At 48.5% G+C, this 14,637-nt stretch carries 14 protein-coding genes; all 14 read left to right on the forward strand.

Going from position 1 to position 14,637, the window contains the following annotated elements; genetic code table 11:
* Window positions 1-17: 17 nt before the first annotated feature.
* The 14 genes from sleB to rny all read left to right on the forward strand — a co-directional run bounded on the left by sleB (window position 18) and on the right by rny (window position 14,610).
* Window positions 18-764, forward strand: a complete 747-nt coding sequence (gene sleB / locus VF724_RS13350; protein ID WP_371754752.1) for a spore cortex-lytic enzyme — start codon at window positions 18-20, stop codon at window positions 762-764.
* Window positions 765-968: 204 nt separating this feature from the next.
* A complete protein-coding gene (yfmF, locus tag VF724_RS13355; protein ID WP_371754753.1) occupies window positions 969-2,249 on the forward strand; it encodes an EF-P 5-aminopentanol modification-associated protein YfmF in 1,281 nt (426 codons plus the stop codon).
* Between the two features lie 5 nt (window positions 2,250-2,254).
* The gene (yfmH, locus tag VF724_RS13360; protein WP_371754802.1) at window positions 2,255-3,541 is read left to right on the forward strand and encodes an EF-P 5-aminopentanol modification-associated protein YfmH; all 1,287 of its coding nucleotides are present in this window, start codon (window positions 2,255-2,257) and stop codon (window positions 3,539-3,541) included.
* Window positions 3,538-4,290 (forward strand): elongation factor P 5-aminopentanone reductase, encoded by a 753-nt coding sequence (gene ymfI / locus VF724_RS13365; protein WP_371754754.1) that lies wholly within the window; start codon window positions 3,538-3,540, stop codon window positions 4,288-4,290. Before yfmH ends, ymfI begins: the two co-directional genes overlap by 4 nt.
* A 21-nt stretch (window positions 4,291-4,311) precedes the next feature.
* Entirely contained in the window at window positions 4,312-4,629 is a 318-nt protein-coding gene (locus tag VF724_RS13370) for a DUF3243 domain-containing protein (RefSeq protein WP_371754755.1), read from the forward strand.
* A gap of 205 nt (window positions 4,630-4,834) precedes the next feature.
* Window positions 4,835-5,599, forward strand: a complete 765-nt coding sequence (locus VF724_RS13375; protein WP_371754756.1) for a YmfK family protein — start codon at window positions 4,835-4,837, stop codon at window positions 5,597-5,599.
* A gap of 51 nt (window positions 5,600-5,650) precedes the next feature.
* Window positions 5,651-6,508: a helix-turn-helix domain-containing protein gene (locus VF724_RS13380; protein ID WP_371754757.1), complete on the forward strand. Its 858-nt coding sequence runs from the start codon at window positions 5,651-5,653 to the stop codon at window positions 6,506-6,508.
* A 78-nt stretch (window positions 6,509-6,586) separates the two neighbouring features.
* The gene (locus VF724_RS13385) at window positions 6,587-7,078 is read left to right on the forward strand and encodes a YajQ family cyclic di-GMP-binding protein (RefSeq protein WP_371754758.1); all 492 of its coding nucleotides are present in this window, start codon (window positions 6,587-6,589) and stop codon (window positions 7,076-7,078) included.
* Window positions 7,079-7,224: 146 nt separating this feature from the next.
* Window positions 7,225-8,553, forward strand: coding sequence for a 30S ribosomal protein S12 methylthiotransferase RimO (gene rimO / locus VF724_RS13390; RefSeq protein WP_371754759.1), 1,329 nt, complete (start codon window positions 7,225-7,227; stop codon window positions 8,551-8,553).
* Complete coding sequence (gene pgsA, locus VF724_RS13395) at window positions 8,550-9,149, forward strand: CDP-diacylglycerol--glycerol-3-phosphate 3-phosphatidyltransferase (protein WP_371754760.1); 600 nt, start codon at window positions 8,550-8,552, stop codon at window positions 9,147-9,149. Before rimO ends, pgsA begins: the two co-directional genes overlap by 4 nt.
* Before the next feature lie 65 nt (window positions 9,150-9,214).
* The gene (locus VF724_RS13400) at window positions 9,215-10,471 is read left to right on the forward strand and encodes a competence/damage-inducible protein A (protein ID WP_371754761.1); all 1,257 of its coding nucleotides are present in this window, start codon (window positions 9,215-9,217) and stop codon (window positions 10,469-10,471) included.
* Between the two features lie 356 nt (window positions 10,472-10,827).
* Entirely contained in the window at window positions 10,828-11,859 is a 1,032-nt protein-coding gene (gene recA, locus VF724_RS13405; RefSeq protein WP_371754762.1) for a recombinase RecA, read from the forward strand.
* A 133-nt stretch (window positions 11,860-11,992) separates the two neighbouring features.
* Complete coding sequence (locus VF724_RS13410) at window positions 11,993-12,688, forward strand: regulatory protein RecX (protein WP_371754763.1); 696 nt, start codon at window positions 11,993-11,995, stop codon at window positions 12,686-12,688.
* Between the two features lie 380 nt (window positions 12,689-13,068).
* The gene (rny, locus tag VF724_RS13415; RefSeq protein WP_371754764.1) at window positions 13,069-14,610 is read left to right on the forward strand and encodes a ribonuclease Y; all 1,542 of its coding nucleotides are present in this window, start codon (window positions 13,069-13,071) and stop codon (window positions 14,608-14,610) included.
* Window positions 14,611-14,637: the final 27 nt, after the last annotated feature.

Consider the following 14,637-nt stretch of genomic DNA (forward strand, 5'->3'; position numbering starts at 1 on the left):
AAAGGTTGAGTTTAATGATGAAAAAGCGGCTGGTTTTTGTAACGGTTAGCATTGTGCTCTTATTGTTCGGGGCTATGGAATTAAAGAAGTCATTGAACCTGCAGGAAACGTTCGGCAGAGCGACCTTGAAATACGGCTCCAAGGGAAGCGACGTCAGAGAACTGCAGGGTCGGCTCCATCATCTGGGTTATTACAAAGGCAAAATTGACGGAAGCTTCGGATATAGCACGCTGAAAGCCGTCAAAACCTTCCAGTGGAAATTCGGGATGAAGGTTGACGGGGTCGTCGGTTCCAAAACCAAGCTCAAGCTGTGGCAAGCCACCAAAAGCTGGCGTCCTTCCGCCACATCGTACAAAACCAAGGCGGCAGGCGGTGTAAAGACGATCGGTTCCGCTAACCATCTCGGTTTATCCGCCAACGATCTTAAAATCATGGCCAATGCCGTCCACGGCGAATCCCGCGGGGAACCTTACGTCGGTCAGGTCGCAGTAGCTGCGGTCATCTTGAACAGAGTCAGCTCTGAACGTTTCCCGAATACGGTATCCGGGGTTATTTTTCAGCCCGGAGCTTTTACCGCTGTAGCGGACGGACAAATTTGGCTGGCCCCGAATGAAACCTCCAAAAAAGCGGTTCGGGATGCGCTGAACGGATATGATCCGACGGGAGGGGCCATATATTATTTCAATCCGGCCACGGCCACATCCAAATGGATTTGGAGCCGCCCGCAAATCAAACGAATCGGAAAGCACATTTTCTGCAAATGAGCCGAACGTAAACTGCGGAGAGGACTTGAACAAATTACCCAAGCAAGCATACCACAGAGAAAGCAAAAGACGGACTGACCGATCAAAGAAGTAACCGCAAGGTTGCTTCTTGTTGTCTTTTTCACGGCATTGAATGCATCGAATGATTTGGGAATGTGGGGAATATTGGTATATAATAATTAGAAAACGGAAGGAGAATCGTTTTTGATCAATCAGGGATTTGAACGAACCGCCGTGAATCGAATTCGTCTTCATGTGCTTCCGACCGATCGCTTCAAAACCTATGCAATTTCGGCGAATATCGGTGTCCCGCTCGCTGAGGACGATGTGACGCCGGTTGCGTTGTTACCTTTTGTGCTGCGCAGGGGAACGGCTAAATACCCTGAAACCAAGAAGTTCCGTGAGAAGCTGGACGATTTGTTCGGAGCGGGCTTCGGATTTGATATTTATAAAAGAGGCGACAACCAGATCGTCCAGTTTCGCATGGATGTGATCAATGATCAATTTGTGGAGGGACGGCACGATCTGTTGAAGCAAAGCTTGCAATTTCTCGGGGAGACGCTTTTTGCCCCGGCTTTGGAGAACGGAACGCTGCGCGGAAAATATGTGGAGAGCGAGAAGGTCACGCTGCAAAAACGTCTGGAAGCGATCGTCAACGACAAGATCAAATACGCGGCAGAACGCTGCATTCAAGAAATGTGCAAGGATGAGCCGTATCGGCTGAATCCGCTGGGCAAAGTGACGGATTTGCCGAGCATCACGCCGGAATCGCTGTATACAATGTATCAAAGATGGCTGCAGAATGCCGTCATTGATTTGTATGTCGCCGGCAATACAACGCCGGATGAGGTGAAATCGCTGGTCGAGGCTTATTTCCCGATGCAGAGCGGGCAAACGGCTTCCTACGATATGCGGACCGCTTTTCCGGAGGTGCAGCACGTCAAGCGCGTGGAGGAACAGCTGGACGTCACGCAGGGCAAGCTCAACATGGGCTTGCGCAGCTATGTCACATACGGGGATGAAGCTTACCCGGCGGCATTGATGTATAACGGCATACTGGGCGGTTATCCGCACTCCAAGCTGTTTACAAACGTTCGTGAAAAAGCGAGCTTGGCCTACTACGCAGCTTCCCGCTTAGACGGACACAAAGGCATTATTACGATCCAATCGGGAATTGAATTCGAAAATTACGAAAAAGCGGTAGACATCATCGAACGCCAGCTGGAATTGATGAGACAAGGCGATATCAGCGATCTGGAATGGATGCAGACACGCGCGATGATCGGCAATTCGCTGCGCGAAATGCAGGATTCCGCCCATGAAATGATTTCCTTTGACTTTAACAATATGCTGACGGGCAAGGAGCGTACGATTCCTCAGCTGATTGCGGAAATCGACCAGGTCGATAAACAGGCTGTCCAACGGATGGCCGAACAGGTAAAGCTGGATACGATCTATTTCCTGCGGAATAAGAAGGGGGAATGAAGACGGTGGAAGTCATCGAATATGAACGGTTGAAGGAAAAGCTGTATTACGAGCAGTTGCCGAACGGCCTCAAAGTTTTTGTGCTGCCGAAGCCGGGCTTTCAGAAAACCTTTGCGACATTTACAACGCGGTACGGTTCCATCGACAATCATTTTGAAATAGAAGGCAAAGGACCGATGCGGGTTCCCGACGGAATCGCTCATTTTCTGGAACATAAAATGTTTGAGGAGCCCGAGGGCGACGTGTTTGCCAAATTTGCTTCGCAAGGGGCATCGGCAAATGCTTTCACCAGCTTTGACCGGACCTCCTATCTGTTTTCGGCGACGGACAATATTCCTGAAAATTTGCAGACACTTTTGAATTTTGTCCAAAACCCGTATTTTACGGATGAGAACGTGGAAAAGGAAAAGGGAATTATCGGCCAGGAAATCAACATGTATCGGGATAATGCGGATTGGCGCATCTACTATGGTTTGATCGAAGCTCTATACAGCAAGCATCCGATTCATATCGACATAGCGGGCACGCTGGAGTCAATCTCGAAAATCACCAAGGAGATGTTGTACGATTGCTATCACGCGTTTTACCAACCTGCGAATATGCTTCTCTTTGTGGTCGGCGGTGTCGATCCTGAAGAGATGATAAGCTTGGTCAAAGACAATCAGCAGAATAAACCGTATGCTGCCTGGAGGGAAATTTCCCGTTTTTCGGAGGAAGAACCGCTGAAGGTCTTTGAACAGAAAAAGCGGATTTCATTGCCTGTAGCGATGCCCAAATGCTTGCTCGGAATCAAAGAAAAACCGGAAGGCAAAGACGGCGAGGAGCTGTTGATTCAGGAATCCCGAATGAAGTTGTTGTTCGACATGCTGTTCAGCCAGAGCTCGGCCTTATACCAAAAGCTGTACGACGAGCAGCTGATCACCGACAATTTCGGGTTTGAATACCAATGCGCGCCGGATTACGCGTTCTCCATCATCGGCGGGGATACCCCGGATCCCGACCTGCTTGTGCAGCGAATCCGGGAGGAAATCGACAGCCTGAAGCAAAAGGGACTGGATCAAACAGATTTTGAGCGGAGCCGCAGAAAGAAGATCGGCGGGTTTCTCCGGATGATGAATTCACCGGAAGCGATCGCCCATGAATTTGCCAAGTACAGATTCCGGCATGCCGATCTTTTTCGTATTCTGCCGGTGTATGAATCCCTTACGTTTGAAGAAGTGAACCGCCAATTGGCCGAACATTTTGATTGGACTCAGATGGCGGTGTCCGTTGTGGCAGGGGAGAGCAGATGAACGTCAAGCCCTTTCATGAAACCAATGTCCTGGTCACCGGAGCAAGCCGGGGGATCGGCGCCGCGATCGCCCGGCGCTTTTCGAGGGTCGGGATGAATGTGGTCATTCATTATATACAGTCCCACGAATCAGCGAATGAAACGGCTCGCCAGTGTCTTAACTACGGGGCCAAGGTGATGACCATCTCTGCGGACTTAACGTCCAAGGAACAACTTTTGCGCATGAAAAGTAAGCTCGAAGAGCATGGAATGCTCCCGGATATCCTTGTCAACAATGCGGGTATATCCCATTACGGACTGCTGGCGGACGTTTCGGAGGAAGAATGGGATCTGATCATGAACGTCAATTTGAAGGGACTGTTTCTTTGCACGCAAGCTTTCATGCCGCGCATGGTGGCACAGCGGTTCGGCCGAATCATCAATGTTTCTTCGATCTGGGGCCTGGCCGGCGCCTCCTGTGAAGTGCCGTACTCCACGGCCAAAGGCGGCGTGAATGCCTTTACCAAGGCGCTGGCCAAGGAATTGGCGCCAACCGGGGTGACGGTCAATGCCGTTGCTCCCGGAGCGGTGGATACGGACATGATGCAGGGGTTTAGTACGGAAGAAATCCATTCCATTCAAAACGAAATTCCCGCCGGACGTTTTGCGCAGCCAGACGAGATTGCCTCGATCGTCTATTTTTTGTCGCTTCCAGAATCCGGTTACATCACGGGGCAAATCATCAGTCCGAATGGCGGCTGGCTGACCTGAGTGGGGAAGGGCGCATAATTTTTGTACGGACTGCAAATATTACAACTGTCAAATTTAACTTTTACCAAGGAGGAGTCACGAGGTATGCCTTCCGTACTTGAAACATTTGCAAAGTGGAAAGATTTTTTGGCAGAGCGTGTCAATGAAGCTCAAAGAGCAGGGATGAGCGATGAAACGATCTCTAAATTGGCTTATCAGATCGGGGAGTTTCTCAGTGATAAAATCGACCCCCAAAATAAAGAGGAACGCTTGTTGAAAGAACTGTGGGAAGCCGGAAACGATGAGGAAAGAAAAACGCTTTCCAGATTAATGGTAAAAATGGTCGATCAATCTTCATAAAAATTCGAAATAGCCTCCGAAAGGGGGCTTTTCAATTTTGCAAGCGGCTTGTTATACTAAAAGTATGTAAATTGGCTATTTTCATTGAAATTCGGAAGGAATTACGCAAATATTGTAGAATTCTTTACCAAAATGTTTTTTTTCAAACGAAAAGTCCTTTTGCTTCATTTTTTTTACAAATTTGCAAAAACACCAGGAGGTCCGCATGGAGGGCAAACAATGGTATCTTGAATATAAAATTCACAAAAACCGCCCGGGTTTATTGGGCGATATCGCCTCTTTAATGGGGATGCTGAACATCAACATTTTGACGATCAACGGTGTCGAGGACCGAACCCGCGGCATGCTGATCCAGTCTGACGATGACGAAACCATTCAATTGATGGGCGAGATGATGAAAAAGGTCGAGAACATCACCATAACGGCCTTGCGTGCCCCCAAGCTGGTTGATATTCTCGCCGTTCGGCACGGCCGATACATAGAACGGGATTCCGACGACAAGAAGACTTTTCGTTTTTCACGCGATGAATTGGGCCTTTTGGTCGATTTTCTCGGTGAAGTGTTCAAACGGGAAGGAAATCAAGTAATCGGTTTGCGGGGTATGCCCAGAGTGGGTAAAACGGAATCGATCATTGCCGGAAGCGTGAGCGCGAACAAAAGATGGACTTTTCTATCCTCCACGATGCTTCGTCAAACGGTGCGAACGCAATTGTCCGATGATGAGATGAGCCCCAATAACATTTTCATTATTGACGGGATCGTCAGCACCATGCGATCCAACGAGAAGCATTTTGTCCTTTTGCAGCAGATCATGAGAATGCCCACGACCAAGGTCATTGAACATCCGGATATCTTTATCCGGGAGTCGGAATACGATCATAATGATTTCAATATTTTCATCGAATTGAGAAATTCTCCGGAAGAGGAAATAAACTACGATGCCTTTACGAATAATATGGAAGAGTTCTGAGCATGTGATGGACGGGTCGTCCACATTTAAATATCCCTAGGAGGAAAGCGGATGTCAGACCTGGGTAATCTACTGCGAAAAGCACGGACAGAAAAAGGAATATCGATTGATGAGCTGCAGGAAATCACGAAAATTCGCAAACGTTACCTGGAAGCAATTGAAGCGGGTGATTACAAAATTCTTCCGGGAAATTTTTACGTACGGGCATTTATCAAAACATATGCCGAAACGGTTGGCCTGAACCCGGATGAAGTGCTTCGTTTATATCAAAATGAACTCCCGCCCCAATACCCGGAACAGTTTGTCGAACCGATCCGCCGGAAAAAAACCAGAACGGGAAATACGGAAAAATTCAGCCGCTGGACCTCTCTGGTCTTGGTGATTGCTTTTCCTCTCTTAATAGCAGGAATTATCTATTATTTCTTCTTCCATTCAACCGAAGGTCAAAAAGCTGTTGAGAATGAGCCGCCGCTTACCCAGCAATCCGCCAATCCCGGGAATGAACCGGCTGTCCCAAGTCCCGCGCCGACAGCGACTCCTGCGCCGACGCCGACTCCGCAGCAGCCTGCGTCGGAAATTAAGTTCATTCGCTCGTCAGGAAATACGGAATATTATGAAGTACGCAACAGCCGTGAATTGAACGTCGAGGTCAAGCTGATCGGAGACATGTGCTGGATGGAAATCATCAACGGCGATATCAACGGCAAAAGCATCGACCAGCTTACTTTCAAAAGCGACAAGGAACCCAAAAGCAAAACCTGGACAGTGGCCGGATCCGCATTTTTGAATATCGGCAGAGCAAATGCCGTGGAATTGACGGTAAACGGTATCCCGATCAATCTGGGCACCAACCCAAATCCGAAGCGGTTTCAATTTGATTTGGCCGCCTCCTCGCAGTCCGCCCAGTAAGGATAAACTGCAGCCGGTTCTCAAGGTATTCCTCCGCATTGCTGGAATATGTAAAATTTCGGAAAGGGGTTTTGCTTCATGAGCTCGGAAAGTTCATTTGATATTGTATCGAATCTGGATATGCAGGAAATGAACAACGCCATCCAACAGGCGGAAAAAGAAATTCAGAATCGTTTTGATTTCAAGGGGAGCAAAAGCAGCATTTCGCTTGAGAAGGATGAATTGGTCATCATATCCGATGATGAATACAAATTGAACAGCGTCATCGATATTCTGCAGTCCAAAATGGTCAAAAGGGGAATTTCCATAAAGAGTCTGGAATTCGGCAAAATCGAACCTGCTGCTTCGGCCACAGTTCGGCAGCGAATTAAATTGAAGCAGGGGATCGATCAAGACAACGCGAAAAAAATCAATATCCTGATCCGCGATTCTAAATTAAAAGTCAAAAGCCAAATACAAGGCGATCAAATACGCGTGTCCGGCAAAAGCAAGGACGATCTGCAGAAAGTGATCCAACTGCTCAAATCGCAGGATTTGCCGATCGAGCTGCAGTTTGTAAATTTGAGGTAACCCCTAAAAACCCGCTGAATGATCCTTCGAATCCGGGTCTTTTATCCGGTCTTCGGAGGTTTTTTTGTGTTTTGACACCCCAGATTCCGTTATATTATACTTGTGAGGAAAAAGATTTAGGCAGTCACACTATTGGAGGATGCTTCATGTCTGAAAAAGTCAAAATCGTTACACTGGGTTGCGAAAAAAACCTGGTTGATTCTGAAATCATGTCCGGCTTGATTGATGCCCGGGGATATTCTCTGGTTGAAGATGAAAAGGAAGCAACCGTAATTATCGTCAATACGTGCGGGTTTATCGATGCGGCGAAGGAAGAGTCGGTAAACACCATTCTCGATATGGCTGATTTAAAGCAGACGGGCCATTTGAAGGCGTTGATCGTGTCCGGCTGCCTGACGCAGAGATATAAAGATGAAATCATGAAAGAAATGCCTGAAATCGACGGCATTGTAGGTACGGGTGATTTTGACCAAATCAACGGGATCATCGAGAGCGCCTTGCTCGGAAAAAGACCGGTGCTGGTGGGCAATCCCGTGTTCAACTATGAAAAAGCGCTCCCCCGGAAAGTCTCCACTCCGCGTTATACGGCCTACGTGAAAATTGCCGAAGGCTGCGACAATGCCTGCACCTTCTGCAGCATCCCCCTCATGCGGGGCAAATTCCGGAGTCGTTCCATCGAATCCATTGTCGGTGAAGCGGAGCGTCTTGCGGAGCAAGGCGTGAAAGAAATCAGCTTGATCGCACAGGATTCGACCAATTACGGAACGGATCTTTACGACCGCTTTATGCTTGCGGAATTATTGAACCGGGTCAGTGAAGTCCCGGGCATCGAATGGGTTCGCTTGCATTATGCCTATCCCGGCTTTTTCACCGACGAATTGATCGACACGATCGCCGCCAATCCGAAAATATGCAAATATATCGACATGCCCTTGCAGCACAGCGAGGACCGGATTCTAAAAAGGATGAGAAGACCGGGGAGACAAACGGACGTAAGGGCATTAATTGAAACCATTCGACAGCGGATTCCCGATGTCAGCATCCGCACTTCCATGATTGTCGGTTTTCCGGGAGAGACGAACGAGGAATTTGCGAATTTGGTGCAATTTGTCAAAGAAATTCAATTCGACAGATTAGGGGTATTCACATACTCCCAAGAAGAAGGCACTCCGGCATCCCGGCTGCCCGACCAGATCCCCGATTCGGTCAAAGAATGGCGGGCCAATACGTTGATGGAAATCCAGCGTGAAATTTCAAAGGAATTGAGCGGCAGATGGATCGGAAAGGAACTGGATGTGCTGATTGAACGTTATGACGGCCGAAATGACGTTTTTATCGGAAGAACTCAGTACGATGCTCCTGAAATTGACGGAGAAGTGTTCGTTTCCCGCTGCAGGGCGAATATCGGCGAGTTGCAAAAGGTCCGGATCACGCATTCGTTTGAATATGATCTGTCCGGGGAGGGTCTTTCATGAACCTGGCCAACCGAATCACTCTGGCGAGGATTTTTCTTGTGCCCATAATCATGTTTTTTTTGCTCGTGAAGCTGGATCTTCCGCCTATTCATATTCCTGAATTCAACGGGACGGAGTTCATGATTACGTACAATCAGATCATTGCCTGTTTGATTTTTATTGTTGCGGCCAGCACGGACAGTCTGGACGGATATATTGCCCGCAAGCGCAAGCTGGTGACGAACCTGGGCAAGCTGCTGGACCCTCTGGCCGACAAGTTGCTTGTAGCGACAGTGCTGATTTCATTGGTGGAAATGGGCAAGCTTGACGCTTGGATTGCGATTGTGATCATCAGCAGGGAATTTGCCATTACCGCGCTGCGGCAGGTGGCCCTGCTCGAGGGTGTTGTCATTCCCGCCAGCAAATGGGGAAAATGGAAAACGGCTACCCAAATCACAGCGATTATCGCTCTTTTGATCAACAACTTTCCGTTTATTTTCATCGGCTTCCGCTTCGACTTGTTTGCAAGCTGGCTCGCCGTTATCGTGACGATCTATTCCGGAATCGATTACTTTGTCAAAAGCAAGAATGTCATTAATTTTTCCGATCATTCATAATCTGGGTAGAAGTCGTACTCATTTCTTGTTGCTTCATATGACTATTCGTCAAGGTGGTGCTGTGAATGAAAGCGGAGATTATTGCTGTAGGCACGGAGCTCCTGATGGGGCAGATTGTGAATACGAACGCCCAATTTTTGTCCCGCCAATGCGCTTCTTTAGGTATCGATGTTTACTTTCAGACGGTTGTCGGGGATAATATGTCGCGTTTGCAGCAAGCGCTTCAGATTGCCAAGGATCGTGCAGATTTGATTATTTGCACCGGGGGGCTTGGACCGACCCAGGATGATTTGACGAAGGAAGCCGTCGCTTTGTTCACAGGCAGAGCGCTTGTCATGGATCCGCCGGCTTTGGAGAATATCAAGCGTTTCTTTGAACAGCGCGGCATCCCGATGGTGGACAGCAATCTCCGCCAGGCGCAGGTTATCGAAGGATGTCATCCGCTGCCCAACGATACGGGATTGGCAGCCGGCGTGTCACTGACGGATGGAGGCACTCACTACTTGCTGCTGCCGGGTCCGCCTAAAGAATTAATGCCGATGTTCGATAATTATGCGATTCCCTGGCTGCGATCGGTCATGAAGGATGAAACCCCTCTATTTTCGCGGATTTTAAAGTTTGCCGGCATCGGGGAGTCGTCCTTGGAGCATCAGATCTTGGATATGATCGAAGCCCAATCGGATCCGACGATCGCTCCATACGCCAAGGTAGGGGAAGTAACGCTCAGGATAACCACGAAGGCGTTGACGCTTGAGCAAGCGGAAGAGAAAATCATGCCGGTAGTTCAGGAGCTGTACAATCGGCTGGGAAAATACATATATGCGGAAGAGGATGTGCCGTTGGAGAAGGCGGTGGTCCGCCTGTTGACGGAAAAGAACCTGACGCTTTCCACGGCTGAAAGCTGCACAGGCGGGCTTCTCAGCGAAATGATCACTTCGCTCTCCGGCAGTTCCGCGGTATTTAAAGGGGGAGTCGTCAGTTATTCCAATGCGCTCAAACACCAGCTGCTGCAGATCCCCATGGACGTGCTTGAGGGTGAAGGCGCTCCCGGGGCAGTAAGCGACGTAACAGCCGGATTGATGGCCGAGAATGTCAGGAAATTAACCGGAGCGGATATCGCCGTATCCGTGACCGGCGTTGCCGGACCGACCCAATCGGAGAACAAGCCGGTCGGACTGGTCTATATCGGGCTGGCTCACAAAAACGGGGAAACCTTCATCGAAAAACTGCAATTGAACGGAGGCCGCGAAGCGATCAGATACCGCTCGGCCAAACACGTGCTTTACCGGCTGTGGAGATTGCTGCAAAAATCGGGCATGTAAAACAAGGGTTGCCACTGATGTTGAGATCGTGTATAATATGATCAACGGAAGTACCGTAACAGGCCAATGGCTGTTGCGGTTTTTTTGTTGCATGCGAAAACTTTCGGGTTCGGCCGAAACGAATGTATGTTCGAAAAAATGCTTGGCAATCGGCTGAAAAAAAGTTATCATATACCTATGAAAACCTGTGCTAACCATTGACCTATCCTGAAAATTCACTTACGCTTAGAAAACCATTCAATGTGAATTCTTCAGGGACGTTTCAGCTTGCCATTTTCATCATCTGCTGGGTGCCATGAAAATGGCATGGGACGCCCGAGCAAAACATTTATCTTGATAAAAGGGAAGTGAATCTTTTGACCGACCGTCGCGTAGCATTGGAAATGGCTCTTCGCCAAATCGAAAAACAATTTGGCAAAGGATCGATCATGAAATTGGGGGAATCCGCTCAACTTCAAGTGGAAACCGTGTCCAGCGGCTCTTTGGCCCTGGATATCGCTTTGGGTACCGGCGGTTTTCCAAGAGGAAGAATTATTGAGGTTTACGGTCCTGAATCGTCAGGTAAAACGACGGTGGCCCTGCACGCGATTGCCGAGGTGCAGAGAACAGGCGGGCAAGCCGCTTTCATTGATGCCGAGCATGCACTGGATCCGTTGTATGCCAGCAAGTTGGGCGTCAACATCGATGAGCTGCTGCTGTCTCAGCCGGATACCGGAGAGCAGGCGCTTGAGATTGCCGAGGCGCTCGTGCGCAGCGGAGCCGTTGAAATTATCGTTATCGATTCGGTGGCCGCGCTTGTTCCGAAAGCGGAAATTGAAGGAGACATGGGGGATGCTCATGTCGGTCTTCAAGCCCGCTTGATGTCGCAGGCTCTCCGCAAGCTTTCGGGAGCTATCAGCAAATCGAAGACCATTGCCATCTTCATCAATCAGCTACGCGAAAAAGTCGGAGTTATGTTCGGTAATCCGGAAACCACTCCCGGCGGAAGGGCGCTGAAGTTCTATTCTTCCGTTCGTTTAGAAGTTCGTCGTATCGAGTCGATCAAGCAGGGGAACGACCTGGTCGGCAACCGCACCCGGATCAAAGTCGTCAAGAATAAGGTCGCTCCGCCATTCAAACAGGCGGATATCGACATTATGTACGGAGAAGGAATTTCCAAAGAAGGCAGCATCATCGATATCGGAACGGAAATGGATATCATCGACAAAAGCGGCGCTTGGTATTCATATGAAGGGGAACGTCTTGGCCAGGGACGGGAAAATGCCAAGCAATATCTGAAAGATAATCCGCAAATTTCCGACTCCATCGAGAAGAGGATTCGTGAAGCCAGCATCACGCATACTCCTTCGATGAAACCTGTAGAGGATGACGCTGCCGCTTTTGAATAGTCCAATGCCGGCTTTGCTTCCTGCTCATTGATGAATGGCAGTCAGTCATGTATATCAACCCATTTCAAATGCACCTTGCAGAAGGTGCATTTCACTATTTGATCCAATCCGTCAGGAGGGAGGGCATGATTTGATGAGCATGATTACTATGATCAAACGTCGGTCAACTGGCGATCATCTTTACGACATTTACATTGACGGCCGATTGGAACTCTCCGTGCATGAGGATATTATCGTCAAACATCAACTTTCCAAGGGGGGGCGTCTGTCTCTCGATCAAATTGCAAGCATTCGCATGGAGGACCAGGTCCAGCGGGTTTACCAGACAGCCTTGAAACGGATCGCCAGAAAACCCCATTCGGAAATGGATTTGCGGATATTTCTTGCCGGTAAAGGTCATCCGGTCGAACAGATTGATCAAGTCATGCAGATCCTGAGAGAGCGAAACTATGTCAATGACGAGCAATTTGCGTTGATGTGGGCGCAGCAAAGAATCGAAAGTGACCGCAAAGGCCGGCTTTGGATCAAACAGGAGCTCAGGCGGAAGGGAATCTCCGACAGGATTGTCCGCCAGGCGTTGGAACGTATGGACGAAGAGGAAGAATACCGTTCTGCATTGGAACTCGGCATGAAAAGATGGGGACTGCTGAAAGGTGAGGATAGAAAGAAATGGACCAAGCTGATGGCTTATTTGCTGCGAAGAGGCTATACGAGTGAAACGGTATTTCGCGCAGTCGAGGAAATTCGAAGGACAGCGCATGCCGATTTGGAAGATCTGAACGATCTGCAAGCTTTGGACGATCCGTATGAACCCTGGGAGGACGCGTGATTTTTGTCGAAACTTTAATTATTTTCAGCTCGAAATCAGACTTTTATCCTCTTGATTTTGTCAGGAGTTATTGGATATTCTATATGGTTGGCTTGGATTCGGCTTGACAATATTCTTTCGCTAAAGATAAAATGAATATGTGTATTTTACACAGGGATTACATTCATTTAGTTTCCGGAATGAAATGTTCCCCATTTATTCGCCAATGATTACCTTTATTTTCCCGATTGAAAATGTAAGCCCGCACCGTTGGAATGGTGCAACTTCAGTTGACCGATGTACAGCGCACGATTATCGGTCATGTTTTTTTGATAATGAGACGGATTTGAAAATAACAACCCCAAGCTGGCCCCTTGGTGAACGGGGAGGTGAACGAAGTCATGCCGACTTTATTTTGGATTTTGATCGTTCTCGTTGTTGGCGCACTTGGCTTTGGGATTGGTTATTTTATCCGCAAATCTCTTGCAGAAGCTAAAATCTCGAGTGCTGAGCACGCTGCCGAACAGATTCTTCAATCGGCCCGAAAGGATGCTGAAGCATTAAAGAAGGAAGCAGTTCTTGAAGCTAAAGACGAAGCTTATAAAGTGAAATCCGAGGCCGAGAAGGAAATTCGTGAACGCCGCAACGAAGTGCAGCGCCAGGAACGAAGACTCCTGCAAAAAGAGGAAACGCTGGATAAAAAATTGGAATCTCTTGAGCGAAAAGAAGAAAAAGTCACCAACAAAGAGAAACGGATCGAAGAAACTCAGGCAAAAATCGATCAGGTTATGAAGGAACAAATTTCTGAACTGGAACGCATATCCGGACTTACAAGCGAAGATGCGAAACAGATGATTTTAACGAATGTTGAACAAGAAGTTCGCCATGAATCGGCTCAAATGATTAAAGACATCGAACAGCAGGCCAAGGAAGAAGCGGATAAAAAGGCGAGGGAAATCATCACGCTGGCTATCCAACGTTGTGCGGCCGATCATGTTGCGGAAACGACGGTTTCCGTGGTTTCTCTTCCTAACGAAGAAATGAAAGGCCGGATTATCGGACGTGAAGGAAGGAATATCCGCGCGTTGGAAACATTGACAGGAATTGATCTGATTATTGATGATACGCCGGAAGCCGTTATTTTATCTGGATTTGATCCGATCCGCAGAGAAATTGCCCGTACTTCTTTGGAGAGATTGGTTGCCGATGGAAGAATCCATCCCGCACGCATCGAAGAAATGGTCGATAAAGCTCGAAAAGAAGTGGATGAACGGATTCGCGAATACGGTGAACAAGCTACCTTTGAGGTCGGTGTCCATGGGCTGCATCCGGATTTGATCAAAATTCTGGGCCGTTTGAAATTCAGGACGAGCTATGGCCAGAATGTGCTGAAGCATTCAATGGAAGTAGCGTATCTCTCCGGTTTGATGGCCGGGGAATTGGGGGAAGATGTAACATTGGCGAAACGTGCAGGACTTCTGCATGATATTGGGAAGGCTCTGGATCATGAAGTGGAAGGCTCTCATGTCGAAATCGGCGTGGAGATCGGGAAGAAATACAAAGAGCATCCAGTAGTGATTAACAGTATTGCATCTCATCATGGCGATTGCGAAGCAACCTCTGTTATTGCGATGCTGGTTGGCGCAGCGGATGCCTTATCCGCCGCAAGGCCGGGCGCCCGCCGGGAGACGCTCGAAACCTATATCAAGCGTCTGGAGAAGCTTGAGGAAATCTCCGAGTCCTTCGAGGGTGTGGAAAAATCCTATGCCATTCAAGCGGGACGCGAGGTCAGAGTCATGGTGCAGCCGGAAAAAGTCGATGATATCGAAGCGTTCCGTTTGGCTCGTGACATCACGAAGAAGATTGAGGGTGAACTCGATTATCCGGGTCACATCAAAGTAACGGTAATTCGTGAAACACGGGCGATCGAATACGCAAAATAAATGAAGATCGGATGAAAAGTGGCTGCC

Source organism: Ferviditalea candida (assembly GCF_035282765.1).
Lineage (GTDB): Bacteria > Bacillota > Bacilli > Paenibacillales > KCTC-25726 > Ferviditalea > Ferviditalea candida.

Bases quoted from the DNA above. Each gene is read 5' to 3' on its own strand.
- sleB (WP_371754752.1), top strand. From the start codon at position 18: ATGAAAAAGCGGCTGGTTTTTGTAACGGTTAGCATTGTGCTCTTATTG.
- ymfI (WP_371754754.1), top strand. From the start codon at position 3,538: ATGAACGTCAAGCCCTTTCATGAAACCAATGTCCTGGTCACCGGAGCA.
- VF724_RS13375 (WP_371754756.1), top strand. From the start codon at position 4,835: ATGGAGGGCAAACAATGGTATCTTGAATATAAAATTCACAAAAACCGC.
- VF724_RS13380 (WP_371754757.1), top strand. From the start codon at position 5,651: ATGTCAGACCTGGGTAATCTACTGCGAAAAGCACGGACAGAAAAAGGA.
- VF724_RS13385 (WP_371754758.1), top strand. From the start codon at position 6,587: ATGAGCTCGGAAAGTTCATTTGATATTGTATCGAATCTGGATATGCAG.
- rimO (WP_371754759.1), top strand. From the start codon at position 7,225: ATGTCTGAAAAAGTCAAAATCGTTACACTGGGTTGCGAAAAAAACCTG.
- pgsA (WP_371754760.1), top strand. From the start codon at position 8,550: ATGAACCTGGCCAACCGAATCACTCTGGCGAGGATTTTTCTTGTGCCC.
- VF724_RS13400 (WP_371754761.1), top strand. From the start codon at position 9,215: ATGAAAGCGGAGATTATTGCTGTAGGCACGGAGCTCCTGATGGGGCAG.
- VF724_RS13410 (WP_371754763.1), top strand. From the start codon at position 11,993: ATGAGCATGATTACTATGATCAAACGTCGGTCAACTGGCGATCATCTT.
- rny (WP_371754764.1), top strand. From the start codon at position 13,069: ATGCCGACTTTATTTTGGATTTTGATCGTTCTCGTTGTTGGCGCACTT.